The organism is Bordetella sp. MIP270_01_BMS, assembly GCF_054958705.1.
The window spans coordinates 4222982-4248894 of record NZ_CM143297.1 but is presented as its reverse complement, the minus strand read 5'-3'; the positions used below and the strand labels follow the sequence as shown (position 1 = coordinate 4248894).

The 25913-nt window shown below is 64.8% G+C and carries 30 protein-coding genes; 15 read left to right on the top strand and 15 right to left on the bottom strand.

All coding sequences use genetic code 11. The features are described 5' to 3' along the window. Positions 1-118: 118 nt before the first annotated feature. The 3 genes from mutS to ACV17W_RS19960 all read left to right on the top strand — a co-directional run bounded on the left by mutS (position 119) and on the right by ACV17W_RS19960 (position 4565). Entirely contained in the window at positions 119-2794 is a 2676-nt protein-coding gene (gene mutS / locus ACV17W_RS19970; RefSeq protein ID WP_462594103.1) for a DNA mismatch repair protein MutS, read from the top strand. Next, complete coding sequence (locus ACV17W_RS19965) at positions 2791-3987, top strand: JmjC domain-containing protein (protein WP_462594102.1); 1197 nt, start codon at positions 2791-2793, stop codon at positions 3985-3987. The genes mutS and ACV17W_RS19965 overlap by 4 nt, the downstream gene beginning before the upstream one ends. Positions 3988-4340: 353 nt before the next feature. After that, positions 4341-4565 (top strand): endopeptidase, encoded by a 225-nt coding sequence (locus ACV17W_RS19960; protein WP_462594101.1) that lies wholly within the window; start codon positions 4341-4343, stop codon positions 4563-4565. Between the two features lie 264 nt (positions 4566-4829). Here ACV17W_RS19960 and ACV17W_RS19955 read toward each other — a convergent pair whose 3' ends face one another. Both ACV17W_RS19955 and ACV17W_RS19950 read right to left on the bottom strand, forming a co-directional pair. After that, positions 4830-5258, bottom strand: a complete 429-nt coding sequence (locus ACV17W_RS19955) for a PaaI family thioesterase (RefSeq protein ID WP_462594100.1) — start codon at positions 5256-5258, stop codon at positions 4830-4832. Positions 5259-5300: 42 nt separating this feature from the next. Continuing rightward, the gene (locus ACV17W_RS19950; protein WP_462594099.1) at positions 5301-6089 is read right to left on the bottom strand and encodes an IclR family transcriptional regulator; all 789 of its coding nucleotides are present in this window, start codon (positions 6087-6089) and stop codon (positions 5301-5303) included. A 170-nt stretch (positions 6090-6259) separates the two neighbouring features. On the opposite strand from ACV17W_RS19950, the gene ACV17W_RS19945 reads away from it, so the two are divergent. The 6 genes from ACV17W_RS19945 (at position 6260) to ACV17W_RS19920 (ending at position 14014) form a co-directional block, all read left to right on the top strand. Continuing rightward, the gene (locus ACV17W_RS19945) at positions 6260-7828 is read left to right on the top strand and encodes an acyl-CoA synthetase (RefSeq protein WP_462594098.1); all 1569 of its coding nucleotides are present in this window, start codon (positions 6260-6262) and stop codon (positions 7826-7828) included. A 22-nt stretch (positions 7829-7850) separates the two neighbouring features. Then, positions 7851-8996, top strand: a complete 1146-nt coding sequence (locus ACV17W_RS19940; protein WP_462594097.1) for an FAS1-like dehydratase domain-containing protein — start codon at positions 7851-7853, stop codon at positions 8994-8996. A 59-nt stretch (positions 8997-9055) separates the two neighbouring features. Further along, positions 9056-10258 (top strand): CaiB/BaiF CoA transferase family protein, encoded by a 1203-nt coding sequence (locus ACV17W_RS19935; protein ID WP_462594095.1) that lies wholly within the window; start codon positions 9056-9058, stop codon positions 10256-10258. 58 nt (positions 10259-10316) lie between these two features. Next, a complete protein-coding gene (locus ACV17W_RS19930) occupies positions 10317-11276 on the top strand; it encodes a Bug family tripartite tricarboxylate transporter substrate binding protein (RefSeq protein ID WP_462594094.1) in 960 nt (319 codons plus the stop codon). 120 nt (positions 11277-11396) lie between these two features. Continuing rightward, the gene (locus ACV17W_RS19925) at positions 11397-12356 is read left to right on the top strand and encodes a Bug family tripartite tricarboxylate transporter substrate binding protein (protein WP_462594093.1); all 960 of its coding nucleotides are present in this window, start codon (positions 11397-11399) and stop codon (positions 12354-12356) included. Continuing rightward, a complete protein-coding gene (locus tag ACV17W_RS19920) occupies positions 12353-14014 on the top strand; it encodes a thiamine pyrophosphate-binding protein (RefSeq protein WP_462594092.1) in 1662 nt (553 codons plus the stop codon). Before ACV17W_RS19925 ends, ACV17W_RS19920 begins: the two co-directional genes overlap by 4 nt. A 96-nt stretch (positions 14015-14110) precedes the next feature. Here ACV17W_RS19920 and bamC read toward each other — a convergent pair whose 3' ends face one another. The 4 genes from bamC to ACV17W_RS19900 form a co-directional block, all read right to left on the bottom strand. Then, entirely contained in the window at positions 14111-15235 is a 1125-nt protein-coding gene (gene bamC / locus ACV17W_RS19915; protein WP_462594090.1) for an outer membrane protein assembly factor BamC, read from the bottom strand. A gap of 9 nt (positions 15236-15244) precedes the next feature. Continuing rightward, positions 15245-16144 carry a 4-hydroxy-tetrahydrodipicolinate synthase gene (gene dapA / locus ACV17W_RS19910; RefSeq protein ID WP_462594089.1) on the bottom strand — a complete coding sequence of 300 codons (900 nt, stop codon included), beginning with the start codon at positions 16142-16144 and terminating at the stop codon, positions 15245-15247. An 85-nt stretch (positions 16145-16229) separates the two neighbouring features. Further along, entirely contained in the window at positions 16230-16877 is a 648-nt protein-coding gene (locus ACV17W_RS19905; RefSeq protein WP_462594088.1) for a site-2 protease family protein, read from the bottom strand. 214 nt (positions 16878-17091) lie between these two features. After that, entirely contained in the window at positions 17092-17715 is a 624-nt protein-coding gene (locus ACV17W_RS19900) for an L-threonylcarbamoyladenylate synthase (RefSeq protein ID WP_462594087.1), read from the bottom strand. A 43-nt stretch (positions 17716-17758) separates the two neighbouring features. Between ACV17W_RS19900 and ypfJ the strand changes: the two genes are divergently transcribed. The 3 genes from ypfJ to ACV17W_RS19885 all read left to right on the top strand — a co-directional run bounded on the left by ypfJ (position 17759) and on the right by ACV17W_RS19885 (position 19965). Continuing rightward, on the top strand, positions 17759-18610 hold the full coding sequence (gene ypfJ / locus ACV17W_RS19895) for a KPN_02809 family neutral zinc metallopeptidase (RefSeq protein WP_462594086.1): 852 nt from the start codon (positions 17759-17761) through the stop codon (positions 18608-18610). Positions 18611-18679: 69 nt separating this feature from the next. Continuing rightward, a complete protein-coding gene (locus ACV17W_RS19890; RefSeq protein ID WP_462594084.1) occupies positions 18680-19207 on the top strand; it encodes a hypothetical protein in 528 nt (175 codons plus the stop codon). Further along, positions 19204-19965, top strand: a complete 762-nt coding sequence (locus ACV17W_RS19885; RefSeq protein ID WP_462594083.1) for a DUF1828 domain-containing protein — start codon at positions 19204-19206, stop codon at positions 19963-19965. The genes ACV17W_RS19890 and ACV17W_RS19885 overlap by 4 nt, the downstream gene beginning before the upstream one ends. A gap of 150 nt (positions 19966-20115) precedes the next feature. On the opposite strand, the gene ACV17W_RS19880 is transcribed toward ACV17W_RS19885, so the two are convergent. The 3 genes from ACV17W_RS19880 to ACV17W_RS19870 form a co-directional block, all read right to left on the bottom strand. After that, complete coding sequence (locus ACV17W_RS19880; protein ID WP_462596594.1) at positions 20116-20388, bottom strand: hypothetical protein; 273 nt, start codon at positions 20386-20388, stop codon at positions 20116-20118. Positions 20389-20583: 195 nt separating this feature from the next. Next, entirely contained in the window at positions 20584-20859 is a 276-nt protein-coding gene (locus ACV17W_RS19875; protein ID WP_462594082.1) for a hypothetical protein, read from the bottom strand. Positions 20860-21334: 475 nt separating this feature from the next. After that, entirely contained in the window at positions 21335-21598 is a 264-nt protein-coding gene (locus ACV17W_RS19870) for a hypothetical protein (RefSeq protein ID WP_094796931.1), read from the bottom strand. A gap of 137 nt (positions 21599-21735) precedes the next feature. On the opposite strand from ACV17W_RS19870, the gene ACV17W_RS19865 reads away from it, so the two are divergent. Further along, positions 21736-21897, top strand: coding sequence for a hypothetical protein (locus ACV17W_RS19865; protein WP_170941526.1), 162 nt, complete (start codon positions 21736-21738; stop codon positions 21895-21897). A 242-nt stretch (positions 21898-22139) separates the two neighbouring features. Next, a complete protein-coding gene (locus ACV17W_RS19860; RefSeq protein WP_141214381.1) occupies positions 22140-22409 on the top strand; it encodes a hypothetical protein in 270 nt (89 codons plus the stop codon). A 51-nt stretch (positions 22410-22460) separates the two neighbouring features. On the opposite strand, the gene ACV17W_RS19855 is transcribed toward ACV17W_RS19860, so the two are convergent. The 6 genes from ACV17W_RS19855 to ACV17W_RS19830 are packed head-to-tail and all read right to left on the bottom strand — an operon-like array spanning position 22461 to position 24957. Then, entirely contained in the window at positions 22461-23123 is a 663-nt protein-coding gene (locus ACV17W_RS19855; protein WP_462594081.1) for a hypothetical protein, read from the bottom strand. Beyond that, complete coding sequence (locus tag ACV17W_RS19850) at positions 23120-23611, bottom strand: OmpH/Skp family outer membrane protein (protein WP_462594080.1); 492 nt, start codon at positions 23609-23611, stop codon at positions 23120-23122. The genes ACV17W_RS19855 and ACV17W_RS19850 overlap by 4 nt, the downstream gene beginning before the upstream one ends. After that, complete coding sequence (locus tag ACV17W_RS19845; RefSeq protein WP_462594079.1) at positions 23601-24029, bottom strand: hypothetical protein; 429 nt, start codon at positions 24027-24029, stop codon at positions 23601-23603. Before ACV17W_RS19845 ends, ACV17W_RS19850 begins: the two co-directional genes overlap by 11 nt. Then, complete coding sequence (locus ACV17W_RS19840) at positions 24022-24414, bottom strand: hypothetical protein (protein ID WP_462594077.1); 393 nt, start codon at positions 24412-24414, stop codon at positions 24022-24024. The genes ACV17W_RS19845 and ACV17W_RS19840 overlap by 8 nt, the downstream gene beginning before the upstream one ends. Further along, positions 24407-24586, bottom strand: coding sequence for a hypothetical protein (locus ACV17W_RS19835; protein ID WP_462594076.1), 180 nt, complete (start codon positions 24584-24586; stop codon positions 24407-24409). The genes ACV17W_RS19840 and ACV17W_RS19835 overlap by 8 nt, the downstream gene beginning before the upstream one ends. Continuing rightward, positions 24583-24957 (bottom strand): hypothetical protein, encoded by a 375-nt coding sequence (locus tag ACV17W_RS19830; protein ID WP_462594075.1) that lies wholly within the window; start codon positions 24955-24957, stop codon positions 24583-24585. The genes ACV17W_RS19835 and ACV17W_RS19830 overlap by 4 nt, the downstream gene beginning before the upstream one ends. Between ACV17W_RS19830 and ACV17W_RS19825 the strand changes: the two genes are divergently transcribed. After that, entirely contained in the window at positions 24956-25876 is a 921-nt protein-coding gene (locus ACV17W_RS19825; RefSeq protein ID WP_462594074.1) for a hypothetical protein, read from the top strand. The genes ACV17W_RS19830 and ACV17W_RS19825 overlap by 2 nt on opposite strands. Positions 25877-25913: the final 37 nt, after the last annotated feature.

Genomic DNA, 25913 nt, shown 5'->3' with positions numbered 1-25913 from the left:
ACGTGCGTGCCTATGCGCAAGCCGCGTGCCACCGCAAAGACGCCGCGAGGCCGGATACTCGGACAGATGAGTTCTAATAGCCGCTGTTCGAACACCACGATCGAAGACCCGTTCATCAATGTCGAAGCAAGATCTCCACGCGGGCCAGCCTGGCTCAAAAAGCCCGGGCGACCATCTCGCAGGCCACACGCCCATGATGCAGCAATACCTGCGCCTCAAAGCCGAGGCGGGTTCGTTGCTGCTGTTCTATCGCATGGGCGACTTCTACGAAATGTTCTACGAAGACGCCGAGCGCGCGGCGCGCATGCTGGGTCTCACCCTGACCAAGCGCGGCACGTCCAACGGCACGCCCATTCCCATGGCGGGAGTGCCCGTGCACGCCATGGAGCAATATCTGGCGCGGCTGGTCGGCCAGGGCGAGTCGGTCGCCATCTGCGAGCAGATCGGGGACCCGGCGGCCGCCAAAGGGCCCGTCGAGCGGCGCATCGTGCGCATCGTCACCCCGGGCACCCTGACCGATGAAGCGCTGCTGCCCGCCAAGGCCGACCGCGCCCTGGCGTCGGTGTTCGTGGCCGGCAAGGCGCGCAACCAACGCGCCGGCATCGCCTGGCTGAACCTTGCCAGCGGAGAATTCCGCGTCACCGAATGCGCGCCGGCCCAGGTCGAATCCGAACTGCATCGCATCGCTCCGGCCGAGCTGGTATGCGCCGAAGGCGCCGAGCTCGTCCTGGCGTTCGAGGGCGCCCGTACCCGCGTGCCCGACTGGCATTTCGAAAGCGACGGTGCACGCGCTCACCTGTTGGCCCACTTCAAGACTGACACGCTTGCGGGTTTCGACGTCGATGACATGCCCGCCGCCATCTGCGCTGCGGGCGCGCTGCTGCGCTATGCCGCTCGAACCCAGTCGCAGGCCCTGGCGCATGTGCAGGGCATTGCGGTCGATCGGCCCGGCCAGTATGTGCTGATGGATCCCGTCACGCGCCGCAACCTGGAGCTCACCCAGACGTTGAGCGGCGAGGATTCGCCCACCCTGTTCTCGTTGCTCGACGGCTGCCGCACACCGATGGGCAGCCGACTGCTGCGGCGATGGCTGCATCATCCGCTTCGCGACAATGCGCCCGCGATGGCGCGCCAGCAAGCCATTTCGGCACTGCTGGCCGGCCGAACGGACATTGCGCAGCCCTTCGGCGCGGCAAGCCTGCTCGAAACACTGCGCACGGCGCTGAATGCGTTTCCGGACGTCGAACGCATTGCATCGCGCCTTGCGCTGCGCTCGGTACGCCCGCGTGAACTGGCCAGCCTGCGAGAAGCCCTGACGGCCCTGCCCGCCCTGCGCGCGCTCGTGACACCGCTGGAAGCATCGCCGCGGCTGGGAGAGCTCGCCGCGCACCTGGCGCCCGACCCGGCGGCCGCGCAGTTGCTGCAAAGCGCCATCGCGGCGGAGCCGGCCGTCGCCATTCGCGACGGCGGGGTCATCGCCGCAGGCTTTGATGCCGAACTCGACGAATTGCGCGGGCTGGCCGCCGACGGCGGCGACTTCCTGCTGCAGCTCGAAGCCCGAGAGCGCGAACGCACCGGTATCGCCAATCTGCGCGTCGAATTCAACCGCGTACATGGCTTTTACATCGAGGTCACCAGAGGGCAGGCCGACAAGGTGCCCGAGGACTACCGCAGGCGCCAGACGCTCAAGAACGCCGAGCGCTACATCACGCCCGAACTCAAATCCTGGGAAGATAAAGTCCTGTCCGCCCAGGACCGCGCGCTGGCGCGCGAAAAATGGCTGTACGAGCAAGTGCTGGACGCGTTGGCCCAGCACGTGCGCCCCCTGTCGGACTGCGCGGCGGCGCTGGCTGAACTGGATACGCTGGCTGCCTTGGCCGAACACGCCCTGCGCCACGGGTGGGTGGCGCCCGAGCTCACCGAACACGCCGAAATCGACATTGATGGCGGACGCCATCCCGTGGTGGAGCGCGCCATCGAGCGCTTCACGCCCAACGGCTGCCGGCTCGATGCCCTGCGCCGCATGTTGCTGATCACGGGCCCCAACATGGGCGGCAAATCCACCTACATGCGTCAGGTCGCGCTGATCGCCCTGCTGGCCCGCACCGGCAGTTTCGTGCCGGCGCAGCGCGCCACGATAGGCAAGCTCGACCGCATCTTCACCCGCATCGGCGCCGCCGACGACCTGGCGGGCGGACGCTCGACGTTCATGATGGAAATGACCGAGGCCGCGGCCATCCTGGCGGCAAGCACACCGCACAGCCTGGTGCTGATGGACGAGATCGGGCGGGGCACGTCCACCTATGATGGTCTGGCCCTGGCATGGGCGATCGCGCTGCGCCTGGTGACCCATAACCGTGCACTGACACTGTTCGCCACCCATTACTTCGAACTGACCCGCCTGCCCGCCGAACAGCCCACCGCGGCCAATGTGCACCTTGCCGCGGCGGAATCAGCGGGCGGCATTGTCTTTCTGCACGAGGTGCGCGATGGGCCGGCCAGCCGCAGCTACGGGATCCAGGTGGCGCAACGCGCCGGCGTCCCGGCGGCCGTCATACGGCATGCCACGCGCGAACTCGAGCGGCTCGAAGCCCAGGGCGCGCCGACGCCCCAGTTGGGACTGTTTGCCGCCGCCATAGAAGCCGACGCGCTGGCCGGCGCCGCCCACGACCAATCCGACGAGTCCACCGCCCTGCAAGTCCTGCGTGACGAACTCGCTCAAATCGACCCCGACAGCCTGACGCCGCGTGAAGCGCTGGATGCGCTGTACCGCCTGAAGGCCTGCCTGCCATGAAGACCCGTTTGCCCCTGCCCTTGCTGGGCGGCCTGAGCCCCGCCGATTTCATGCGCCGATACTGGCAGCGCAAGCCGCTGCTGATCCGTCAGGCGATTCCGGGCTTCAAGCCGCCGGTGAGCATCGCCGCCCTGAAGAAAATGGCGCGGCGCGACGACGTGGAGTCGCGCCTGATCTGGCGCGAATCCGGCGCCTGGCAGATGGAGCCCGGCCCCTTTGCTCGCCTGCCCAAGCATGGCGAGCCCGACTGGACACTGCTGGTTCAAAGCGTCGACCTTCACAACGACGCCGCGTCGGCGCTGCTGCAGCAGTTCCGCTTCATTCCGGACGCCAGGCTCGACGACATCATGATCAGCGTGGCCTCGGATGGCGGCGGCGTCGGGCCTCATTTCGACAGCTACGACGTGTTCCTGCTGCAGGCCGCCGGCCGGCGTCGCTGGCGCTACGGCCCGCAGAAGGACCTGACGCTGCAGCCCGACCTGCCCCTGAAGATCCTCGAGCACTTCACGCCCACGCACGATGTCGTGCTGGAACCGGGCGACATGCTCTACCTGCCCCCGCACATGGCGCACGACGGGATTGCGCAAGGCGATGACTGCATGACGATCTCTATCGGCTTCCGCGCGCCCACCCAGGCCGCGCTGGCGCGTGGGCTGCTCGAGGCGGCCGCCGATCAGGCCATGGCACGGGTGGGCATGCTGGGCGGCCCCTATGGCGAGCCGCCCCTGCCGGGCCCGCGCCTCGACGCGCTGTATCGCGACCCCGGCCAGCAAGCCGTGGACAATCCGGCAGCGCTGCCGGATGCCCTGGTCGAGGCCACGCTGGCCACGCTGGCGAAAGTACGTTTTGACGACGCGCTGGCGGCGCGTTTCCTGGGCTGCTGGCTCACCGAGCCCAGTAACCTGGCCGTATTCGAACCCGACGCTGCAGCCGTCGTCGATCTCGCCACGGAATGGCCGCGCGACGGCACCCTGCATCTCGATCGCCGCACCCGCATGCTCTACCGCGGGAAACAGCTGTTCATCAATGGTGAAACGGCCATGGTGCCGCCGGATGCCGGCCTGCGCGCGCTGGCCGACGACAAACGCCTGCACTGCGGCGACCCGCGCTGCAGGCGATTGAGCGTCGCCGCCCGCGAGTGCCTGGCCGACTGGCTCGACGCCGGATGGCTGCATTACCGTCCTGGCGCTTGAGCCCTACGTCCGCGTGCGCACCGTTCGCGGTCACCTGACATCCCGGTACTTCGGTGTCGCCTTGCCGCGACACTGAACCCGGCGCTGCCGTCCCGACAGGGTGGCTCGGTACCATCCCGTCACGAGGCCGTTACCATGCCGTACAAGACGCTATCGAGTACGCGCCGAATGAAACATCAGGACAGGTTGCACACTTATAAGTAAAGATTGTTACCTTCCGGATGCCACCGCTTTAATTTCCACACGCCAGCGCGTTGGCGATTCCTGTAGCCTGACTACTGGTTTCCCCTAATGGGACACTGGTTTCCCCCCAATCATCGGGGCCGCAAGATAGTCATCTATAGGAGTCCAACATGCTCAGCAAAACTCTCATTCTTGCTTCGGTGGTTGCCGTAGCGCTGACCGCGTGCGACAAGAAGGAAGACACCGCGAGTCCCGCCGGCACCGAGCCGTCCACCACCATGCCCGCGCCGTCCAGCCCTGCGCCGGCCACCCCGGCGCCGACCACGCCTCCCCCCGGCGGCACGGGTACTCCCGCTCCCGGCGGCACTGGTGGCGCAGCTGCCCCGGCGTCCTGATCAGTGGCCTGAACCCTGCCCCGCATGACGCGACACCGCCGGAGGTCCGGGTCGAGGCACGCCTCGACTTCCGGTCCGGCAGCAAGATCAGATGTCGGCCGGCGGGTTGACCATGCGGCAGATGGCCAAGGCGTCTGCCGCGTGCATTATTGCCGCACAGCCGGGGTCGAATGCCCGCAGATCCCGGCCGTAGAGCGCACCTCGCGAGGCCAGCTCGCGCGTCGCGATGGCCAGTCCCCCTCCGGGCAAATCGCGCGTAGCGGTTCAGCCCGGTGAGCCAACCCGCTTGAGCATTGCCTGAGCGCTGGCGATCAATTCTCCATCGGCCTGCAGGTCGCCTTGCATGAACAGCAGGCTGGCCGTCTTGCGCAGTACACGTCCGCGTACCGCGAGGAACTGGCCTGGCCTGGCGGGCGACAGGTAATGCGTATCGAGCTGCACCGTCACGCAAGGCTGCCGCGCCGCCGCTTCCCATGCGATGGTGCTCAAGGCGTGGTCGAGCAAAGTGGCGATCAGGCCACCATGCACCAGGCGGGCAGGGTTGCCATGCGCGTCGGTGGTCAGCAGGCCATAGGCCCAGGCATCTCCCTCGCGGCGCGTCCACAAGGGGCCCACCAGTTGCGTGAAGCCTTTGCCAGTGCGCGCCGCCCAGCCTTCAGACAGCAGTTGTTCTTCCGTTACCGCCACACCCATCGTACCCCCCTCGTGAATGCCGGCCGCATTAGCCGTGGCCCGTCAACTTCCCATCGTCTGCGATAACGATTGCGCCTCAGCCTGCATGCGCTTGGCCAGTTCCAAGGCGCGCGCGGCGCTCATCTGGTTGGCCAGCGCCGCCCCCACCAATGAATGGCTGAGCCGGCGGCGGCTATCGAAAACGGGCACGGCGACGAGCGCCACGCCATTGATGTAGTTGCCGCGATCGATACTGAAGCCCTTGCGGCGCACGGCGTCGACCTCTTTGCGCCAGCCGTCCATATCGGGTGGCTGGTCCCAGCGCAAGGCTTTGAACCGGCGCTCGAGCTCGGCATCGTCGATATCCGCATAGGCCGCCACCAGGCGCCCGGTTGCACTGAGCAGCGCGGGAAAACGGCTGCCGACGTCGACATGCAGGCGGAACGGTGCGCGCGAACGAGACAGCGCCAGCACCACCATGTGATCCAGGCCCGAAATCTCCACGCCGATGGCCGTGATGTTGTCTTCGTGGGCCAGTTTGTCGAGAACGGGCTGCACCAGCGTGGGAAACGGATTGGTTTCGAGGACATTGCGCGCCAGCGCGAGCATGCCCACGCCGAGGCTGTAGCGCTTGCTGCTGGCATCCACCTTGACCAGCCCCTCGCTTACCAGCACGCGAAGAATGTGCAGACACGTACTGGTAACCATATCCAGCTCGTCGGCAATGGCCTTCAGGGTCATGGCCCCCTGCCCACGGCCGAGCAGGCGCAGGATGGCGATCGCGCGCGATACGGCGGGCACCTCGCGGATGCGGGGGCCAGGTGCGGCTTTCGCCGATGGGATTTCGCTCATGCAAGTGGTCTCCGTGCAAAACATTGGCAAGGATACGCCAGCACTCGTGTCGAGGTATCCATGCAGCCTGCATTGCACCTGAATTGTATATATACAATCAAGGAACGCTATTGACAATTTTAACGGCGGAGCGCAAAGTTGAGCCCACAAGAATCAGGAGACAAGGCGTCATGGCGAAGTTGACGGATTACCTTACGTACGCGGATGCACAGGTCCAATGCACGCCCGCCCGCTTGTGGGAACTGTTCGACGGGGACCGCCAGCGCCTGAACATCGCGCACGAATGCATAGACCGCCATGCGGGCAGCGGCCGGCCCGCGGTGATCCTGGTGCGGGCTACCGGACAGGACGAAGTGCTGGGCTTTGACGAGCTGGCGCGCGAGTCCTCGCGCTTCGCGCACGCCCTCGTGGCGCGCGGCATACAGCCTGGCGACCGCGTGGCCGTCATGCTGGAGCCATCGCGGGAGTTCTATGTGGCGCTGTTCGGCGCCATCAAGATGGGCGCCATAGCCGTCCCGCTGTTCACGCTGTTCGGCCCGGACGGCATACGCCTGCGCATCGAAGATTGCCGGCCACGCCTTCTGATCACCAATGCGGAAAAGGCGGGGCAAGTGCCCGCCCTGCCGGGGCTGGATGTAGTGGTGGCGGACGGGAACCTGATTCCCGCGCCCGGGCAATATCCGGACCAGTTCCAGGTGCAGAGCCGTGCCGATGACCTGGCGATCTTTCAGTACACATCCGGCACGACGCGCGAACTGCCCGATGCCGTCCGGCACAGCCACCGCGCCATCGTCACCCTGATGCTGGCGGCGCTGTACGGTACCGGAATACGACCGGGCGACCGCTATATGTGCCCGTCGTCCCCGGCCTGGGGGCACGGGCTGTGGCACGGCACGCTGGCCCCGCTGGCCCTGGGCGTGACCATCGGAGCGTATGCGGGCAAATACCAAGCCGAACGCCTGTTGCAGGCCCTGCAGGACCATCGGTTCAACAACCTTTCGGCGGCGGCCACCCACTACCGCATGATGCGCAATTCAGGTGCGGCCGGCCAATACCGGTATTGCCTGCAGAAGCTGTCCTTCACGGGCGAGCCCATCGACAGCGAAACGGCAGATTTCGTGCAGGCCACATTTGGCCGGCCCGCGTGCAGCATGTACGGCACTACCGAGATCGGCGTATGCCTGGTCAGCTATCCAGGCGCGCCAGACTTCATGGTCAAGCCGGGCTCGCTCGGCAAGCCGGTGCCCGGCCTGAGGGTCGAAGTACAGGATGGGGGCGGCGCGCCGTGCCCGCCTGGCGTCACGGGCGAGTTGAAGGTGTGGCGTCGCGGCGAATGGGTGCCGACCAAAGATCTGGGCCGTATCGATGAAGACGGCTACTTCTGGCACGGCGGCCGCGCCGATGACGTGATCATTTCGGCCGGCTGGACAATGAGCGCCGTCGAAATCGAAGACGCAATTCTCAAGCATCCCGACGTCGTCGAAGCCGCCGCCATCGGCGTGCCCGACGCCGTGCGCGGCCAGGTAGTGAAGGCCTTCGTGGTGGCGCGCCGGTCCGGTGACGATGCCTTTATCCACGAAATCCAGGACGGCGTGCGCACGCAACTGAGCCAGCACGAATATCCCCGCCAGGTGGTGTTCGTGCACGAACTGCCGAAGACGCCAGCCGGCAAGATCCACCGCAAGAAACTGCGCGACCAGGAGGCCGAAGGCCGCGCTGCAGCCATTGCCGAACATTGATTCCACACAGGACGGAGACATCATGCTGACCAAGACTCAGACCGCACGCAGTTTCCCAAAGATCACCGAACGCGGCCTGGACGAGCTTCGCGCCCGCATCGGCGTAAAGATCGGCGCCACGGCGGAACCCTGGTGCTACGAAGCCACTCGCGACAACATCCGCCACTATGCGCACGGCATAGGCGACGACAATGCACTGTGGTGCGACCCGGAATACGCGAAGTCCACCCGATACGGCGGCATCATTGCCCTGCCCAGCTTCCTCTTCGCCACCAGCCGCATCGTATCCGGGTACGTGGGGGGCCTGCCCGGCGTGCACGCGATGTGGTCGGGAGCCGACTGGAGCTGGCACAAGCCGGTGCGCCGCAACGATGAAATCCGCACTGAAGCCTACCTGAAAGACCTGATCGAGCACGAAACGCGTTTTGCCGGCCGGGCGGTGCAACAGATCTACCACGTGGACTTCTTCAACCAGGAAGGCGACAAGGTGGCCGAAGCCGACAGCTGGTGCTTCCGCACAGAACGCGACCACGCCCGCGAGCAGGGCAGCAAGTACAAGGAAGTGCGCGAGCGCCAGCCTCGCCGCTATAGCGACGAAGAAATCCGCGCCGCCTACCAGCTGTATGCCCAGGAAGAGGTCCGAGGCGCCAACACCCGCTACTGGGACGATGTGCAGGAAGGCGAGGAACTGCCGGTACTCTTCAAGGGGCCGATGACAGTGACCGGTTTCATTGCCTATGCGCAGGGCTGGGGCGGGCTGTATATCCGCGCCAACAAACTGGCCTGGCAATTGATCGACGCCCATCCCGGCGTGGGCATCACCAACCGATTCGGCATTCCCGACGTGCCCGAGCGTGTGCACTGGGAAGAGGACTTCGCGCTTGAAGTGGGCGCCCCGGGGGCCTACGACTACGGGCCTGAGCGCAATTCATGGCTGACGCACCAGCTGACGAACTGGATGGGCGACGACGGCTTCCTGCGCAAGTCGTATTGCAAGATCCGGCGCCACAACCCCGAAGGCGACATGCTGTTCTTCAAGGCACGCGTCAAGCGCAAGTATGTCGAAGACGGCAGGCACCTGGTGGAAATCGAACAAGAGGCCCGCAACCAGGACGACGAGCTGTCCGTGCTGGGTACGGGGGTCGTAGAGTTGCCGGCCCGCGGCTGACATCGGCCATTCGACCCCGGCCGGTCCGGCCGGGGATTCACGTTTGTGAGGGTGCGATCATGCTTGACGCTTCCGAACACCAAGGCGGCGCGCTGGCGGGGCTGAAGGTCATCGACCTTTCGCGCGTGCTGGCGGGGCCGCTGTGCACGCAAATGCTGGCGGACAATGGCGCGGAGGTCATCAAGGTAGAGCCCCCTTCCGGCGATGAGACCCGCACCCTGGGCCCTCCGTTCGCCGAAGACGGCAACGCCGCCTACTTTGGCGCAGTGAACCGCGGCAAACGCGCCATTACGCTGGACCTCACCCGCCCCCAGGCGCACGACGTGCTTATGGCGTTGCTGCAGGATGCCGACGTGCTGGTCGAGAACTTCCTGCCCGGCACCATGCGACGCTGGGGTCTGGACTACGACACCGTGCTGGCGCCCCGCTTTCCCCGGCTGGTGTATTGCACCATCAGCGGCTTTGGCGAGCACGGACCATTGGGCGGGCTACCCGGTTACGACGCCGTGCTTCAGGCGATGTGCGGACTGATGAGCATCAACGGCGAGCCCGAAAGCGGCCCGACGCGCATTGGCATACCCATCGTGGATCACTTGACCGGCTATACGGCGATGACGGCGATCCTGATGGCGATCGTCGAGCGGTCCCGCAGCGGACGGGGGCAGCGCGTGGAAGCGACGCTGTTCAATACGGCGCTGAGTCTGCTGGTGCCGCATGCAGCCAACTGGCTGGGGTCGGGCCGCGCCCCGCAACTGATGGGCAGCGCGCATCCCAATATTGCGCCCTATGACAAGTTCCAGTGCCGCGATGGCCAGATCTTCCTGGGCATCCTGAACGACCGGCAGTTCCAGAGATTCTGCGAATACCTGCGGCTGGACGACGTGCGCGCCGACCCGCGCTTTGCGCACAATGCCGACCGTCTGGCGCACCGGGACGCGCTGCGGGCCGCGATTGAAGCGGCCTTGGCAGGCCGCGACCGCCAGGCGCTGTGCCGGGAACTGATGAAACTCGGCGTGCCCGCCGGGCCCGTCAACAGCGTGCCCGAAGCCTTCGAGCAGGCGCACGCGGCCGGCATGCTCGTTCAACGCAAAGGCTATCAGGGCGTGGGTTTGCCCAATCGGCTGTATCGCACCCCGGGCAAACCGGGCGGCAACCCGCCCGGCTTTGCCCAGCACACCGAAGAAGTCCTGCAGCAAGCGGGCCTGTCCACCGCAACCATCGCGAAATTGCGCGAAAGCGGTGCGCTGCCCGGTAGTTCGTAGCCATCTGAACGCGCCGTATCCCCCCGCATCACGCCAATAATTCCACCAGGAGACATCCATGAGACAAAAATTGCGTGCATTGCTGATCTTAGCGGTTTGCTTCTGCTCACCGGCGCTGGCCGCTTCCTATCCCACCAAGCCGGTGCGCGTGATCGTGCCATACCAGGCGGGCCAGGGCACGGACGTCGCCACGCGCTTCCTGGCCGAGCGGCTGGCCAGGGAACTGGGCCAGCCCTTTGTGGTCGAGAACCGCCCCGGTGCGGGCGGCAATATCGGCACGGCTGAAGTCGCGCGCGCCGAACCCGACGGCTATACCCTGGTCATGGGCACCAATGGCACGCACGTGCTCAACCAGTATCTGTTCAGTACGCTGAACTTCGACCCCGCCAAGGATTTCGACCCGGTCATGCTGGTCAGCACGTTTCCGATGGTGATCGTGACGCGTCCGGAGTCCGCGTACAAGTCGCTGGGCGATGTGCTGAAGGCGGCCGAGGCCAAACCAGACGGCGTGGACGTGGGCCTGCCCAGCACCACGGCGCGCCTGGTGCTCGAACTGCTGGAAAAACAGACCGCCACCAACATTGCGGGCATCCCCTATAAGGGCTCCGCCACCGCCATGACCGATCTGATCGGCGGGCGCGTGAGCCTGGGGGTGGACACGATCAGTGCAGTGTCGTCGCAGATAGAGGCCGGCAAGATCAAGCCGCTGGCTGTCACGTCGCTCAAGACTTCTCCCCTGCTGCCCGGCATACCGTCGGTGGCCGAAGAAGGCGTCCAGGGATTCGAAGTGATCGCCTGGAACGGCATGTATGCGCCCCATGGAACGCCTCCTGAAGCCATTCAGGTGCTGAACCGAGCATTGGCGAACATATTGAAAGATCCCGACGTGCAGAAACGCCTGCTCGCGCTCGGCCATGTGCCGGCCGGCGGCCCACCCAGCCAACTTGGGGATTTCGCACAGCGCGAACGCCAGAAATGGGCGCCGGTGATCGGCGACGCGGGCTTGAAAGCGAACTGACCCTTTTTGGCCGAATCATTGCAGGACCCGCGCACCGGCCTCAGAGTGGTCTGGTGCGTTCAGCAGTGCACAACAAGGCGGCAAAGGTCGCCAAACCATGACAAAACCAAAGGAGACAACATGAAATTCAGCGGATGGATCCGGTTGGGACTGGCCACAGCCCTATTGGGGGTGGCGGCCACATCGGGCGCGGCGCAGGGCTGGCCACAACGCCCCATCACCATCATCGTGCCGCTGCCTGCGGGCGGGCCGGTGGACGCAGTGGGGCGCCGCCTGGCGGACCAGCTTTCCAAGGACCTCAAACAGCCCGTCATCGTGGAGAACGTGGTGGGCGCCTACGGATCGATCGGCCTGAATCGTCTGGCCAAGGCCGCCCCCGACGGCTACACACTGGGCCTGGGCGCCACCGGAACCCATGTCATGGCCCCGATGCTCAACAAGGAGATCACCTACGACCCGCTGAAGGACTTCACGCCATTGGCCGTGGTTGCACAGTATGAAAATGTGCTGGTCACCCACCCCGCCCTTCCCGTCAAAAGCCTGGACGATCTCATCCGCTATGCAAAGCAGCATCCGCAGAAGGTGAGTTATGCCTCATCAGGGTATGGATCGAGCAATCATCTGTCTGGCGAACTGCTCATGCGCACGACGGGCATCCAGATGCTGCATGTGCCATACAAGGGCACGGCGCCCGGCCTCAACGATGTCATCGCGGGCAATGTGAACCTGATGTTCGATGTGGTGTCGTCGTCGCTGCCGTTCATACAGGGGGGCAAGCTCCAGGCCCTGGCCACCACGGGAGCCAAGCGCAACCCCTCGCTTCCCGACGTTCCGGCCATAAAAGAGACGATCGCCGACTTCGAGGTCACGGGTTGGTTCGGCCTCTTTGCGCCGGCGAACCTGCCGGCCGAGGTATCCGTCCCGTTGAACCGTGCGCTTGCCACGGTGCTGGACTCGAACCCGATGCGCGATTTCCTGAGCAAGGCGGGTTACGAGCCGGTGCCGTTCGACTCCGAGGCCCTGGGCCGCCAGATACGCAGTGACATCCAGTACTGGAAACCGGTCGTGGAGGGCCTATGAGCTCGCAGTCGTCCACCATGCCCTTGTACGAGGCCATCGCCCGGGATCTGAAGCACATGGGCGTCGAAGCGGTGTTCGCGCTGATGGCCGAAGACACGGCGCTCCTGGCCGTGACGCTGGACGCGATGGGCATACGGCTGTATGGAGCGCGTCACGAGAACAATGCCGTGGCCATGGCGGAAGGCTATGCGGCCGCCTCCGGCCGGCTGGGCGTGGCGCTGATCGGCCGGGGACCGGCGACGGCAAACGGCCTGCATGCCACGGTGTACGCCAGCCGCACCGGGTCGCGTGTACTGCTGATCTGCGGCGCTGCCAAGGTCGACCCCGCGGCGAATGGGCTGGGCCCCGACACCAAGGCGCTGCAGAGCGCCCAGGTGCTGGCGTCCGCGGGCCTGACGGTGGTCGCGCCCCGCACCGCGGGCACCGCCAGGCCCGCCCTCGCCGAAGCCTGCCAGTCCGTGGCCAAGGGAGGACTCGCTGCCTTGCTGCTGCCGGTGGACCTGCAGCAGCAACAGGTGGACTATGCCGATCCGGCGCCAGCCGCCCCGGCTGCACCCCCGGGGGCCGATGCAGGGCGGCCCGCGGCGATTGCAGCGGCCGCTGCACTGCTGGCCCAGGCCCGCGCCCCCCTGATCATCGCCGGCAAGGGGGCCTGGAAATCCGGCGCCCGCGATGTCTTGCTGCAGCTGGCCGACAAACTCGGCGCATGTGTGGCCACTACGCTCAAGGCCAAGGATTTGTTCCGCGGCTATCCGTTCAACGCAGGCATCGTGGGGTCGTTTTCGCTGTCTGCCGGCCGGCGGCTGACCGACCAGGCCGACTGCGTGCTGGTGTTCGGCGCCAGCGTGAACCAGCGCACGACCAGCGCCGGCACCTCGCTGCCTGCTGGGGTGCCGCTGATCCAGGTGGATGCCACCCGACGCAACATCGGCCAGAACTGGCACGCGGACCTTGCCATCGTCGGTGACGCCGCCACAGTCGCCAGGCAGCTGCTCGAGGCGGTGCCGGCCAAGCCGCCCGAAGACAAGCCCCTGCACAGCGACGCGCACCGCCGCCTGCTGGGCGACTTCGATCCATCGGGCGACTTCCAGCCTGCGCACACCGCGCACACGATGGACCCCCGGGCCTTGGCCATTGAACTCGACCGACTGCTGCCTCCGGACCGGGAAATCGTTTTCGACGCCGGCAATTTCCTGGGCACTTTGCCGTACTTGAACGTAAGCGGCCCGCAGGCCTTGAAGAACACGAGCGAATTCGGGTCCATCGGCCTCGGGATCGGTGCCGCGCTCGGCTGGCGCAGCGGCTCTCATGGCAAGTGCGTGGTGCTGGTCGTGGGCGACGGTGGGCTGCTGATGTCGCTCGGCGAACTGGAGACCATGGCGCGCGAGGACCTTCCCTTGGTGGTGGTGGTGATGAACGACGCCGCCTATGGCGCAGAAACCCATTTCCTGAAGCACCGCAGTATGCCGGTGGCCAAGTCGCTGTTCGCTGACGTGGACTTTGCCGGGCTCGCGGACACGCTGGGCATCCAGGGCGTCACCATCCGTTCGCTGGACGACCTGCGCGCGATACGCGCGCAGCTGGCCGAACCTGATGGACCGATCCTGCTGGATTGCAAGATCAACGGCACGGTCGCAGCGCCGTTCACGGCGGAATAGCGTCGCGCCCGGCCAAGCATCGGCCGGACAGGGCCTCGCCCATGCAAAAAGGCCGCGAGTGTGTCGCGGCCTTTTTGCGTGGGCGATGCCCGGACTTCAGGTCATTTTGTCTTTCAGCACACTGAGCAGGCGTTGCGCGGTGGAACTGTTGTCGCGTTGACCCGAACTGTCGAGCACGGTGACATTGGTCTGCGTGCCGTCTTGCGTCAGGTGGATGCGGTATTGGGCGGCCTGGGCTTTCTTGTCGCCCGAGAACAGGCGGCTGAAGAAGCCCGGCTGATCCTGCTGGGCGCCCGAGTCGGTATCGACATAGCGCACGAAGTATTCGCCGGCAGAACGATCGCGATCGTCGACCGCAAAGCCGCCCGAATCTAGGGCCACGCCGACGCGACGCCAGGCGCGGTCGAACGACTCGTCCACGATCAGCATGGCACCATTGGCCCGCACATCCTGCACTTTGGGGGCCTGGGGCGAGGCTTCGGCCTGCGCGACCAGCTTGCGGGCGTTGTCGACGTCGGTACCCAGATACACCATCAGGCGTGCCAGCATGGCCGCATTCAGGCCCGGATCTTCGCGGCCGTGCTCCCAGGCCACCTGGGCGTCATCGGGACCGATGCGCTTCTCGAACATCTGCTGGTGCGAGATGTAGACCTCGGTATGGCCATTGACGCGTTCGACACGGGTGCGGAATTTCTCGCGTTCGCCGCTATCCCAGGCGGTATCCAGGATCGAGCCCAGCGCCTGCCGCAACCAGCTCTCGGGGATCTTGGCGCGGTTCTCGGCCCAGTTGGTCTCGACCAGGCCCGATCGGGGGTCGTTGTTGGCCAAGGTAAACCCGGTGTCGGTCCAGAAGTCGACGACCCTGGGGAACACCTCTTCGGGCGGACGTTCGACCACCAGCCAACGCAGATCGCCGTCACGTTCGACCCGCATGTCGGGGCGCTGCGGCAGCACGTTGCTGGTCGGCGTCGCGGAAGCCACTTGCTGGCCCTGCTGCTGGTATTCGGAGTACGTGGTACTTCCGGATGCGGGCGCGCGGTAGCGTGGATCGGCAGAAGCCTGGGTCAGATCGGGCGGAATGCTCAGGGGTTCGCCGCGCCGCGTACTTTTGTAGTCGATCGATTCATCGTTGCCCAGCAATTCATTGACTTCGCTGCAACCTGCCAACAATGCCAGGGCCATCAATGCCGACGCAGCGGCATGACGTTGGTTCATACGCATCCTCACTTTTTAGAGCAGGCCCGTTTCCTGGAGCGCGCTGCGGACCGTGTCGTGGTGCTGTGCGCCCAGTCCTACCATCGGCAGCCGGTAGCCCAACGCGGTACGGCCCATCTGGGCCAGCGCCCATTTGACAGGAATGGGATTGGCCTCGATGAACAAGGCCTTGTTAAGACGCGCCAGGCGTGCATTTAGTTCACGCGCCTTGGGTACGTCGCCCGCCAACGCGGCGGCACAGAGCTCATGCATGAGCCTGGGCGCCACATTGGCCGTAACGGAGATGTTTCCGCGCGCGCCCAGAAGGATGAGCGCCGTGGCGGTGGGGTCATCGCCGCTGAAGACCTGGAAGCCCTGCGGGGCCTCACGCATCAGCAGGGCCCCGCGGGCGATATCGCCCGTGGCGTCCTTGATGCCGATGATGCCGGGAATCTGCGCCAGCCGAAGCACGGTTTCGTTGGACATGTCGGCCACGGTACGGCCCGGCACGTTGTAGAGCAGCGTGGGCAGGTCGACCGCCTCGGCCACCGCGCGGAAATGCTGATACAGGCCTTCCTGGGAAGGCTTGTTGTAATACGGCACCACCGACAGGCCCGCCTGGGCGCCGACTGCCTTGGCATGCCGCGACAGATGGATGGCCTCGTCCGTGGAGTTGGCGCCCACGCCCGCAATGACAGGGATGCGGCCGGCCGCGTGCTCGACCGCCACGCGGATGAGCTCGGCGTGCTCGTCCATGGATACCGTGGGCGATTCGCCCGTGGTGCCCACCACGACCAGGCCGTCGGTGCCTTCGGCGATGTGCCAGTCGATCAGGGAGCGGTAAGCAGCGTAATCAAGGCTGCCATCGGGCTGCATGGGGGTGACCAGCGCCACCATGCTGCCCTGGAAGTTGGTAGTTTCGGCGGGGGATGCCATGAAAAATGGGCTCCGGACCCGGAACGACAGTTTCCGGGTATTGAACTGGGTCAGTCGAATCGCGGAGTTTAACGGATATTGGGCCTTACAAGAACCACGTCACGATGGCTGTACCCAATTGGAGCACCGGCTGCATCAACAGCCACAGGACGTCGGTTACCAGCAGTAGCAACACGATCACCAGACCATAGGGTTCGATGCGCGAATATTGCCAGGCCATGCGGTTGGGAAGCAGGCTGAACGCGATGCGCCCGCCGTCCAGAGGTGGAATCGGCAATAGGTTCAACGCCATCAGCACCAGGTTGACATTCACGCCGGCCAGAGCCATCTGGTACCAATAGCCTTCCTGGATGCCGCCAGCCAGGTACAGCCGCATCGAAATGACCCACAATATTGCCATGAGCAGGTTGGCCGCCGGGCCGGCGAGCGCCACCCACAGCATGTCTTTCTTGGGCCTGCGCAGCCGTCCGAAGTCGACCGGCACCGGCTTGGCCCAGCCGAACAGCAGCGCGGGCCCGCCCATCAGCTTGGACATCAGCAGGATCCCCGCCGGCACCAGCAGCGTGCCCACAGGGTCGATATGGCGCAGCGGATTCAAGGTGATCCGGCCCGCCTGCGCGGCCGTGGGGTCGCCCAGCATGCGCGCCACGTAGCCGTGCGCCGCTTCGTGCAGCGTGATGGCAAAAATGACGGGAATGGCGTAAACCGCAATGGTCTGGATAAGTTCGGACATGGCCAGCGGAATTGTACCCGCGCGATGCGGTGCAAAAAAAACTATCTATACAGAAGTGGCCGGCGCCCTCGAGCCGTCGCGGCGCGGCGCCGGTCTGGCCGGGACGCACCAGGGGCCTGTCATCGAGCTGGCGCCCAGTCGCCCCATGCCCGGCGCCGTCCGCCGTGGCCCCCCGCCGGGGGCATTGCGCGCGGCATTGCGCGTGGTGCGGCGCTCAGAGGCCCAGAGAGGCGGGATCACCGCTGCCCTGCCGCAAAATCGCGGGTTCGGCGCCAGTGAGATCGATGACTGTAGTCGGCGATTGGGGGCACGCGCCGGCATCCACGACCGCTGCCAGCTCGTGCGCATAACGCTGGCTGATGTCTTCGGCATCGTTCAGCGCCACGTCTTCATCCTTGGGAATGAGCGTGGTCGACAGCAGCGGCGCGCCCACTTGCTCGAGCAGCGCCAGTGTGACGGCGTGCTGCGGCACACGGATGCCGATGGTCTTGCGCGAAGGGTGCGAGACGCGGCGCGGCACCTCGCGGGTCGCCTCGAGAATGAAGGTCCAGGGGCCAGGCGTCGCGGCCTTCAGCAGGCGGTACTGGCGGTTGTCCACCCGTGCGAAATGGCCTATTTCGGCCAGGTCGCGACACAGCAGCGTCAGGTGGTGCCGTTCGTCCAGCCCCCGCAGCCGCCGCAATGCGTCGGCTGCGGCTTTGTCGTCGAGCCTGGCTACGACTGCGTAGCTGGAGTCGGTGGGCACCGCCACCAGGCCGCCGTCGCTCAGCCACTGCGCGGCCTGCTTCAGCAAGCGGGGCTGGGGATTGTCTGGGTGAATAGAGAAAAGGATCGCCATGGGTTTATCCTAGCACTGTTGGCGCCTGCTCAGGAGAAACAACATGCGCATGGGTAATTCCCGGGAAAGCCGGAACATCGAAGACCGCCGATCACGGGGTCCGAGACTGGGCGGTCGAGGCACGATCGGACTGGGCACCATCGTGCTGGCCCTGGTGGCCATGTATTTCGGCGTGGACCCCTCCGTTGTGCTGCAGATGGCCGAACAAGGCCCGGCCCCCACCGAGCAGACGGCCACCCAGCCGCCCGCCAACGACCCGCAGGCGCGCTTCGTGGCCCAGGTGCTGGGCGAAACCGAAGACACCTGGAGCGCCATATTCCAGCAGAACCTGAATCGCCAGTATCAACCGCCGCGACTGGTCTTGTTCCGGGGCGCCACCCCCACAGCCTGCGGCACGGGCCAGGCGGCCATGGGCCCCTTCTATTGCCCGGCCGACAGCCGCGTGTATATCGACCTCAGCTTCTTTGACGAGATGGAGCGCCGCCTCAACGCGCCCGGCGATTTCGCGCAGGCCTACGTCATCGCGCATGAGGTGGGCCATCATGTACAGCACCTGCTGGGCGTGGCCGAACAGGTAGACCGCCTGCGCCAGCGCAATCCGGGCCGGGCCAATGCGTTGTCGGTCCGCATGGAGCTGCAGGCGGACTGCTTTGCCGGCCTCTGGGCCCGTCGCGCCGACCAGGCGCGCAGCATCCTGGAACCCGGCGACATCGAAGAAGGCCTGAATGCGGCCTCTGCCATCGGCGACGACACACTGCAGAAACAAAGCCAGGGTTACGTCGTTCCCGATGCGTTCACGCATGGTTCGTCGGCGCAACGGGTGCGGTGGTTCAAGCGGGGCTTCGACACGGGCGATTTGCGGCAATGCGATACGTTCGGCAGCGACACGCTCTGAAACGAGGCGGGCGGCGGCATAGCGCCGGGTTCTTGTAAGATTACGGCCCTTTGCGATGCCCGCGTCCTTATGCAAGCCCCTCTCATCAGCCCGGCCGAAGTCCGCGACATTCTCGTGGAGCCCAAAGAAACCGTGAAGCCGGTCGCGTGGACCGCGCGCGCGAACTCGGGCAGGACCCAATGGATGGAGTTCGCATCGTCCTGCCGGCTGCGCGGCGAAACCCGCGACGACATCATCTTCAGGGCGGTCTGTCGGCCAGCGGGTACGTCGGTGCATGGCCTGGCCGTGATTGCCCTGCCGGAAAGCTGTTCGGCCAGCCTTTTCGTGGGGCCGCACCGGGTCCTGGGGCTGGATTGCGGCGACACTTTCCATACCAGCCTGGTCGGCAAGGGCTTGCCTCACCACGGGCGAACGCTGCGGGGCCGACTGCACCAGCATCGATGGCACGAAGACGGCGAGGGCTACGCCGAGCCCTTGGACGCGCCGCTGCACGATCTGCCCGCGGTGATTTCCTATTTCCTGCAACACGCCAACCTGGTCCTGGCGGGCGGATTTGCCCACCCCCTCAAGGGCCGCCAGATTGAACTGCTGGTATGACCGACTTTCTGCAAGCCGCCGGCTGGACCGTACTGCCGGCGGGGGACCGCGCCGTCCGCGCCATCAGCCCCGTGCCCATGGGCCTCGATGGCGAGCACGCGGCGTTCTACATCGCCCGGCCCGATGAACAGACTTTCTATCTGACAGACGCCGGCGAGAGCGCCATGCACGCTGCCGCATACGGCATCGACCTGAGCGCGAAGCGTCTGGCACAACTGAACCTGGCACCGGGCCTGAGCCTCGCACGCTTCGACAAAGCGGGCGCCATCGTCGCCAGCGGGCCCGCTTCGCGGCTGCAGGACGCCTTGTGGGAAGCTGTCAAGCTGGTCGCGGTGCTGACGTTCCAGTGCTCGCTCTGGATGCCCAAATTCAACCGCCTGCGTTTTCGTGCCGAAGTGGGCCGCACACTGGCCGAAGCCGTGGGCGACAGACTGCAGCGCGGCGCGCGAGCGCGCGCCAGCAGCGGCCACATGGCCGATTTCGCCTACGCGGTGCGCAGCGCGTCAGGCGGCACGCTGACCTACATCGAGCCCATCGCCCTGAAAGCGGGCAAGAAAATGGACTGGACTCAGGTCTACCAGACGCACGGCAAAATGGCCGACGTGCGCATGGCCGATGCCACCAGCAGCCGCCTGGTCATCCTCGAAGACGGCGCATCCGCCGATGAAGTCAACAAGGCCGTGTCCATCCTCGAGCAATCCGCCACGGTGAGGCCGCTGGGCAAGGCACGCAGCTGGGCCGACATCTTCGCGGGCTGAAACGCCGGCCCGCCTTTCCTTTTCCTGTTGCCGCGCTGCACCAGCGCCTTGCCGCAGCCCACCTGGGACGCAAGACGCATGGGACGCAAAACTGCCGGCGGGCGTCGGGCCGCAGTTGCCGGACGCCTGTAACGCTGGCAGGTTACCTGTCTAGTTGACGACGCCGGTCAACGCGTCGACGATGGCGCAGCCATGGCTGATGGCCTCGTGTACCGCCTCGCGGGGGCTATAGACGAAGCTGCCCTCGGCGAAACCCGGCACGACGTATTCGTCGCCGTCTTCCTGGATGGCGTCGGCCTGCACAATGAATACCGACGCGGTAAAGACAGGAGAGCTGCTGGCGCCTGCTGCTTCGCCGGAGGCGCCCCGGCTGACTTTGGCAGTCAGGCGGTACCCCTTGTATACGAAATTATTCTGATGCACTGAATGGCCCTCTCTGAGGGGCAGCATACCGCGCATTCGACCGGGAGCTTGATAAGTTTTGTAACGAACCTCAAGGTTTGAGAACCCCCACCTGCCGCCGCACGCAAGGATATGCCGCGGGGCGGAACTCCGGGCCCGCGGCGGCGCGGCCACGTGGCGTATCGCAGCACGGGCGTTTCGGGGGGTTCCAGGCGATCAGCGCAGGCGTTTGATCACGCGGGCCACCTTCGCGACTCCACCTGTGCCGCTGGCAGCGCGGCCGATCAGCGCCGTGCCCACCGCCGTCAGCACGGCACGCCGCAGGACGCCACCACCGCGCATGCCGGCCAGCATCAGCAAGGCCCCGACGCCGAACACGATCATGTGTTCGCCCGGAAAGTCGGGCCGCGTGGCATCGATGTCTTTCAATTGCTTCAGCAGCGGCCTGGACTCGTCTGTCGGGGAAACCACAGGGTAGGATTCGGTCTGCATGACGCACCTCGGATGGATAGGAGGCCAACGGGCAGCAAGCCGTGTGCCGGAGGGCGGCGCGCCGCGCCCGCGCCGACGGCGGAGCCCGTGGTCCAGGGCAATGGCATGCTCAGTGCGTCGGCCGGCAGCGTAAACGGACAGCCCCGGCCAGGGCGACGGCAGCCGGCGCGCATCGGGCGGCATTTGCGGCCGCCCACAAAAAAAACGCCGCTTGAAGAAGCGGCGTTTTTCGGACTTGAAGAATTCGGTGGGGTGGCTGATGGGGCTCGAACCCACGACAACCGGAATCACAATCCCACGGCCACGAAATAGAAGAAAGGGAAAGCGCAGTTGAATCAATGACTTGCAGCGATAGCCTACCCTCAATCGGCTGCGCTTTCACCCCTTTTTTCAGCGTTTTTCAAGCATTGTGGTCACGTTCTGGTCAAGCTGGCCAACGCCAAAATGTACGGGCACGGATCGATGCCGGGCATATCTACTTGAATAACTGAGCTATCCGAGCTTTGACCACCGATTCATCAAAAGTCCGCTGGACTAACTCCCGGTTAAGCACCTTCTGTCGCGCGTCGTCCGGAAGCTCGTCCCACAAGCTGAGAACGGACGCACCCAAGAACGCAAGAATGCGCCGATCCGCCTCCTCCAGCTTCTCCATCGCGAGAGACCTCTCAAGCTCAGCGAGTTGCGATCCACCTTCCTCATCCCACCGTTCATTGTCGGATTGTTGTGTCGAGTTGATCATGATGTTCTCCGGAGATCTGCCCTCAGTGTATAGCCCATCCCATTTTTAACTGTTTCAATTCATCGCTAGGGGATTCTGCAGCAATGGCGCACCGTGAAGAAGTGGCATCCAGCCACAACAACATAAGAGGTACCATCATGACATTCCCTACCCGCTTCGCTGCTTCTGCCACTCCGAATGAGCCCGGCCAAAAGCAACCCCCAAGCAAATCTGAAGAAAACCAAACGCAGCAGCAAAAAGAGGATGCTGCGCGCAAGCAAGCACAAGACGATCCGAATAAACAACGTACCCCCCAGTAATTCCGCGACCGAACGCGGCGATTCACTGCGAGGCTGCATACAACAATCTCAGGCCATAACGGCGTTGAGATCTAAGAATTCGGTTCGGACGTGACATGCACGACAACGCAGTGGCTGGCTCATCGAACAAACTCGGTGGCCAGCAACCGAGCGTGCACCCAACACTTGACATGCCCAGTCTGAAGCCATTAGGCGGCCTGCAGATCCAACACAGACATTCACGCTCTTTCAAGGAGCGCTCAATGAATAACGCAAACGACATAGGTTCCAGGCTAAAGCCGGGGATCGACGAAGCTCACTCCACCGATAAACCGGCCGTCCTTTCGCCAGACAACGGGACGCTAATCAACGGCGGCGATGGTTGGCTTTCCTCAGTACGCGACGCGACCAAACATAATCTGGAATCTGCCGCGGAATCATCCACAGATTTCGCCCGCAACAACCCCTGGAAAATGATGGGCATCTGCCTTGCCGCGGGCGTGACACTTGGCATCCTGATCGGCCTACGGTAACGCACCCTTCAGCGGTTGCATGGGTATCCGCACCGAACGAAGTACAAAACCCTAGCAAGGCAGCGTTGGCCAGCTATGACAGCTGCACCAGATGCGCTGCCTGCTGGACGACGAACCCGCGGTGGTGGACTGGCAGGCTAAGGCGCGACGCGGATCGCCCTGATATACCCCTGCCACCTCGACCAGCCAGCAGGCCAGGTCGGGTGGGGTGTGTTCTCGCTCGGCCTTCGTGATATGCGGTCGGTAATCATGACGTTTGCGAGATTGCACAACATAGGCGGCGTCACCTAGGGTGATAGGGACTGCCGGCATATCGATAGGCTCCACGCCGACGATGTAGAACCATGTGGCCTTTTCTGCCTTATGGCCCCACCATTTCTGCGGTGCCGCGAATGTCCAGCCGCCCCACTGATCGCGGCCTGCTCCGGGCATAGGGAGCATCTGAGCCTTCCAAAGCATGCTTCCTGCTGGATGCTCAAGTACGCCGCCGAACTCACGGACGAGCGCGACTGCGAGCCGGCCAAGGTTCATTTCGTCTGGGCGTGGGTTGGCGAATGCTCGCAATCTGCCCCAAGCCCGGCACGGCGGATGTGCCACAACCGGCATGCCGCCCTGGAACGTGCGCGCATCGCGGTCGATGTCGTACACGTCGCAGCCAGGGAGCGTTTTGTAGAAACTATCCTGGCGCGCGAACAGGACGGCCACGGGCGTCATGCTGTCTCTCCTTGGGGCGGGGCGGGCGGTAGGGTTTGCCAGTGCGTTGCACGGCCATGTTTGGATATATTGCTCACGCGGTCAGTCCGCCAACCCCAAGATGCCGCTCCTACTTCGGTTTTCCACGCGCCATCCCACTCATACCAGCCGAGCAATACCTCTTGGTCGTGCGGAGCCGTCTCAATCGGCATCCACTGCCGCGCCTGTAGCTCTGCGCGTAGAGCGCCAATCTCGCGTTCGAGGTTCCGTATCGTCTCGTCGCGGCAGGCTATGCCGTCCCATTCAGGGGCCTCTGAATTAATTTCAAGTCGTTCGCGTAGGGCGTCGATCTCGTCGAGAAGGGCGATCACAACGGTATGTGAGACTTGCTGATCAAATTCGTGCGACAGCGCCTGCCATGTGCCGAACTCGGTTTCGAATAGACCTTCGTCGCATGCCTGCTTAAACGCCTCGGCGGCTTCCCGAAGCTCTTGCGTGTTAACTGTCATGGCTGCACTCCTGATCGACATACAGAGCCTTGAACCTGGCTAAGGCCTTCGCGCGCGCCGCTTCAGCATCGCGGGCGGCAGCATCCTTGCGCGCCTCAGCCGCCCGTATGTAGGCCTCGATCTCGTCGCTGAACTTCTCGAAATCAGCATTGATGGCCTGCACCCAAGGGCCACGGTGAATCCAGCCCGGGCCTCGCCCGTTGAACTCATAGCGGCTGCTGAACCATTCCGTCTCGTCGTAGACGTGCAATTTGTCGCCGGCATCATCCACCACCCAGATGCGCAGATTCTGGCCAGTGTCGTGTCGATGAAACTGGAAACGGTGCCGCCCTTCTTGGAACTCCAGGGTGTAGTGACCGTCGTGTTTGCGTAGACGGTACGTATCCAAATTCTTGATGATTTCGAACCAGTTACTCATGGCTGGCCTCCTGGCGGGCGATTCCAGCGGCGGCGCGGACGATGGCGCGGCGGGTGGCGACACCCCGGTCACGTTCTTCGAATTCGTCTTCAACACAGGAAACCGGGGCGTAGCACCCTTCACAACCATTTCTGTCTGCCGCTACCCATCGTTGCTGGTCTGCCGTGTGGTTATGATCTACCGATAACCTCAGCTTCACAGCCAGCCGCAGCGCCTCCGCGTCATATTTAAGCGGGTTCCATTCGACCTCGTAGGGCATCGTGCCCATCTTCCCGCCCGCCTTGACAACAAACATGGGTCGATTTTGGATAGTTCCGTCAACGCTCCAGTAAGCCGGGACCTCAGCAGCCTTAGCCGCCAGCTCCAGCAGTTCCTTGTCATCCATTGGTGTTCCCCTGGCGGGCCGACTCGGCCATACCTTCAGCCAGCTCCGTCAGCTTGTTGATCATTTCCGTACTCAGCCCCACAAACGGCGCGTCTTCCTCGTAGCGGCTGTGAAACTCTTGCATCTTGTGCAGGTCGGCCAGAACCTGGCGGGCTAGGTCTTGGGGGGTCATGCTGCATGCTCCAGTTCGGCTTTGATCTGCGTCTGGCGCAGCAGGTCAACTTGTTCGTCAGGGTTGCCGGTAGCCATCAAGCGTCGCAGTTGGGGCAGCGCCGCGCGCAGCTTGCGGATGGTGCTGGCCTGGACCGGGACGCAGAAGCGGAAGGCGATCACAAGCTCGTTCAGGCCGTCCAGCGGCAGCGTCAGCCGGTGGCGCGTGGCCATCATGTCGAAGTGCCACATCACGCCCTCGATGGCGCCGGCCGCGTCGTACCATTCGCCGTCGCCGGCCTGGAACACGGGATTGCCTTTGCCGTCCACGTCCACCGTGCCGTCAATTTCCAGGCCTGTCGCGAGCGCGGAACCATGTTTCTGTGATCGCATGTATCCAGATAGCAACCCAGACGCGACTTGCGGGGACTGCCCGCGAGATTACTGGCCCGCCGCGAGTGCGGAAGCCGACCGCCAGCAGCGCGGCGGGGATGTGGATGAGCGGGCGGCGTTCATTGCGTGGCTGACGAGTTCCTACCCAAACACCTACAGCGAGCCGGAAGCCGTGCGCCTTTGGCATCAAAAGCACGTTTCCGCACTCGCATGGCAAGCCCGAGCTGCCCTGGCCGCGCAGCCTGACGTGAGCGATCAGGACCGCCAGGACATGGAAACGGGTCGCAGGTGGCGCGCTGACAGCAGCCTGGAGGCGTGGTTCCCACTGACCGCCGAGGAACTGGAATCGACCAAGCGCATGTTCCATGCCGCCATTTCGGACTTGGCCGCGATCTCGGAGCGCCTGGGCGTTGATCCAGACGACGGCGGCGCCGAGCCCATCCTGTCGGCCATCGACGAGCTGGCCGCGCGGCCTGCCGCGAGCGCGGAGCCGAGCGACGAGGAAATCTACGCAGTTGTGAACGAAGCCCTGGGCACGGATAAATCCGAAGCATCCGCAGTCATTAAAGCCGCGCGCGCCCTTCTATCCCGCTACGGCAGGCCCGCAGGGGATGCGCAGCACTATGAAGCTGCCCTGCGCCAGATCGGCGATTACGCCCACGACCACAGCACAGGGCCGGCTGCTCCCGATGCGCTGTGGGCCGTCCGAAGCCTGGCGTATGACGCACTTAGCGACGCACCAGTGGCCGCGCAGAAGGCGGACGATGCGCGGGATGCGGAGCGGTACCGCCTCATTCGAGACCTGGGCGCGTCTTTTCGGGACTATGAAGACCGGGAGTACAGCGTCTGTGAGGGCGCTATGGACTCGGCCCTGGACAGCATCCGCGCCGCCATCGCCCAGCAGCGCAAGGGGGAATGATGCCCCGCTACTCCCTAACCCTTAGCCGCAAGTGGCT

Bases quoted from the DNA above. Each gene is read 5' to 3' on its own strand.
- mutS (WP_462594103.1), top strand. From the start codon at position 119: ATGTCGAAGCAAGATCTCCACGCGGGCCAGCCTGGCTCAAAAAGCCCG.
- ACV17W_RS19965 (WP_462594102.1), top strand. From the start codon at position 2,791: ATGAAGACCCGTTTGCCCCTGCCCTTGCTGGGCGGCCTGAGCCCCGCC.
- ACV17W_RS19960 (WP_462594101.1), top strand. From the start codon at position 4,341: ATGCTCAGCAAAACTCTCATTCTTGCTTCGGTGGTTGCCGTAGCGCTG.
- ACV17W_RS19955 (WP_462594100.1), bottom strand. From the start codon at position 5,258: ATGGGTGTGGCGGTAACGGAAGAACAACTGCTGTCTGAAGGCTGGGCG.
- ACV17W_RS19950 (WP_462594099.1), bottom strand. From the start codon at position 6,089: ATGAGCGAAATCCCATCGGCGAAAGCCGCACCTGGCCCCCGCATCCGC.
- ACV17W_RS19945 (WP_462594098.1), top strand. From the start codon at position 6,260: ATGGCGAAGTTGACGGATTACCTTACGTACGCGGATGCACAGGTCCAA.
- ACV17W_RS19940 (WP_462594097.1), top strand. From the start codon at position 7,851: ATGCTGACCAAGACTCAGACCGCACGCAGTTTCCCAAAGATCACCGAA.
- ACV17W_RS19935 (WP_462594095.1), top strand. From the start codon at position 9,056: ATGCTTGACGCTTCCGAACACCAAGGCGGCGCGCTGGCGGGGCTGAAG.
- ACV17W_RS19930 (WP_462594094.1), top strand. From the start codon at position 10,317: ATGAGACAAAAATTGCGTGCATTGCTGATCTTAGCGGTTTGCTTCTGC.
- ACV17W_RS19925 (WP_462594093.1), top strand. From the start codon at position 11,397: ATGAAATTCAGCGGATGGATCCGGTTGGGACTGGCCACAGCCCTATTG.
- ACV17W_RS19920 (WP_462594092.1), top strand. From the start codon at position 12,353: ATGAGCTCGCAGTCGTCCACCATGCCCTTGTACGAGGCCATCGCCCGG.
- bamC (WP_462594090.1), bottom strand. From the start codon at position 15,235: ATGCGTATGAACCAACGTCATGCCGCTGCGTCGGCATTGATGGCCCTG.
- dapA (WP_462594089.1), bottom strand. From the start codon at position 16,144: ATGGCATCCCCCGCCGAAACTACCAACTTCCAGGGCAGCATGGTGGCG.
- ACV17W_RS19905 (WP_462594088.1), bottom strand. From the start codon at position 16,877: ATGTCCGAACTTATCCAGACCATTGCGGTTTACGCCATTCCCGTCATT.
- ACV17W_RS19900 (WP_462594087.1), bottom strand. From the start codon at position 17,715: ATGGCGATCCTTTTCTCTATTCACCCAGACAATCCCCAGCCCCGCTTG.
- ypfJ (WP_462594086.1), top strand. From the start codon at position 17,759: ATGCGCATGGGTAATTCCCGGGAAAGCCGGAACATCGAAGACCGCCGA.
- ACV17W_RS19890 (WP_462594084.1), top strand. From the start codon at position 18,680: ATGCAAGCCCCTCTCATCAGCCCGGCCGAAGTCCGCGACATTCTCGTG.
- ACV17W_RS19885 (WP_462594083.1), top strand. From the start codon at position 19,204: ATGACCGACTTTCTGCAAGCCGCCGGCTGGACCGTACTGCCGGCGGGG.
- ACV17W_RS19875 (WP_462594082.1), bottom strand. From the start codon at position 20,859: ATGCAGACCGAATCCTACCCTGTGGTTTCCCCGACAGACGAGTCCAGG.
- ACV17W_RS19870 (WP_094796931.1), bottom strand. From the start codon at position 21,598: ATGATCAACTCGACACAACAATCCGACAATGAACGGTGGGATGAGGAA.
- ACV17W_RS19865 (WP_170941526.1), top strand. From the start codon at position 21,736: ATGACATTCCCTACCCGCTTCGCTGCTTCTGCCACTCCGAATGAGCCC.
- ACV17W_RS19860 (WP_141214381.1), top strand. From the start codon at position 22,140: ATGAATAACGCAAACGACATAGGTTCCAGGCTAAAGCCGGGGATCGAC.
- ACV17W_RS19855 (WP_462594081.1), bottom strand. From the start codon at position 23,123: ATGACGCCCGTGGCCGTCCTGTTCGCGCGCCAGGATAGTTTCTACAAA.
- ACV17W_RS19850 (WP_462594080.1), bottom strand. From the start codon at position 23,611: ATGACAGTTAACACGCAAGAGCTTCGGGAAGCCGCCGAGGCGTTTAAG.
- ACV17W_RS19845 (WP_462594079.1), bottom strand. From the start codon at position 24,029: ATGAGTAACTGGTTCGAAATCATCAAGAATTTGGATACGTACCGTCTA.
- ACV17W_RS19840 (WP_462594077.1), bottom strand. From the start codon at position 24,414: ATGGATGACAAGGAACTGCTGGAGCTGGCGGCTAAGGCTGCTGAGGTC.
- ACV17W_RS19835 (WP_462594076.1), bottom strand. From the start codon at position 24,586: ATGACCCCCCAAGACCTAGCCCGCCAGGTTCTGGCCGACCTGCACAAG.
- ACV17W_RS19825 (WP_462594074.1), top strand. From the start codon at position 24,956: ATGTATCCAGATAGCAACCCAGACGCGACTTGCGGGGACTGCCCGCGA.
- ACV17W_RS19830 (WP_462594075.1), bottom strand. From the start codon at position 24,957: ATGCGATCACAGAAACATGGTTCCGCGCTCGCGACAGGCCTGGAAATT.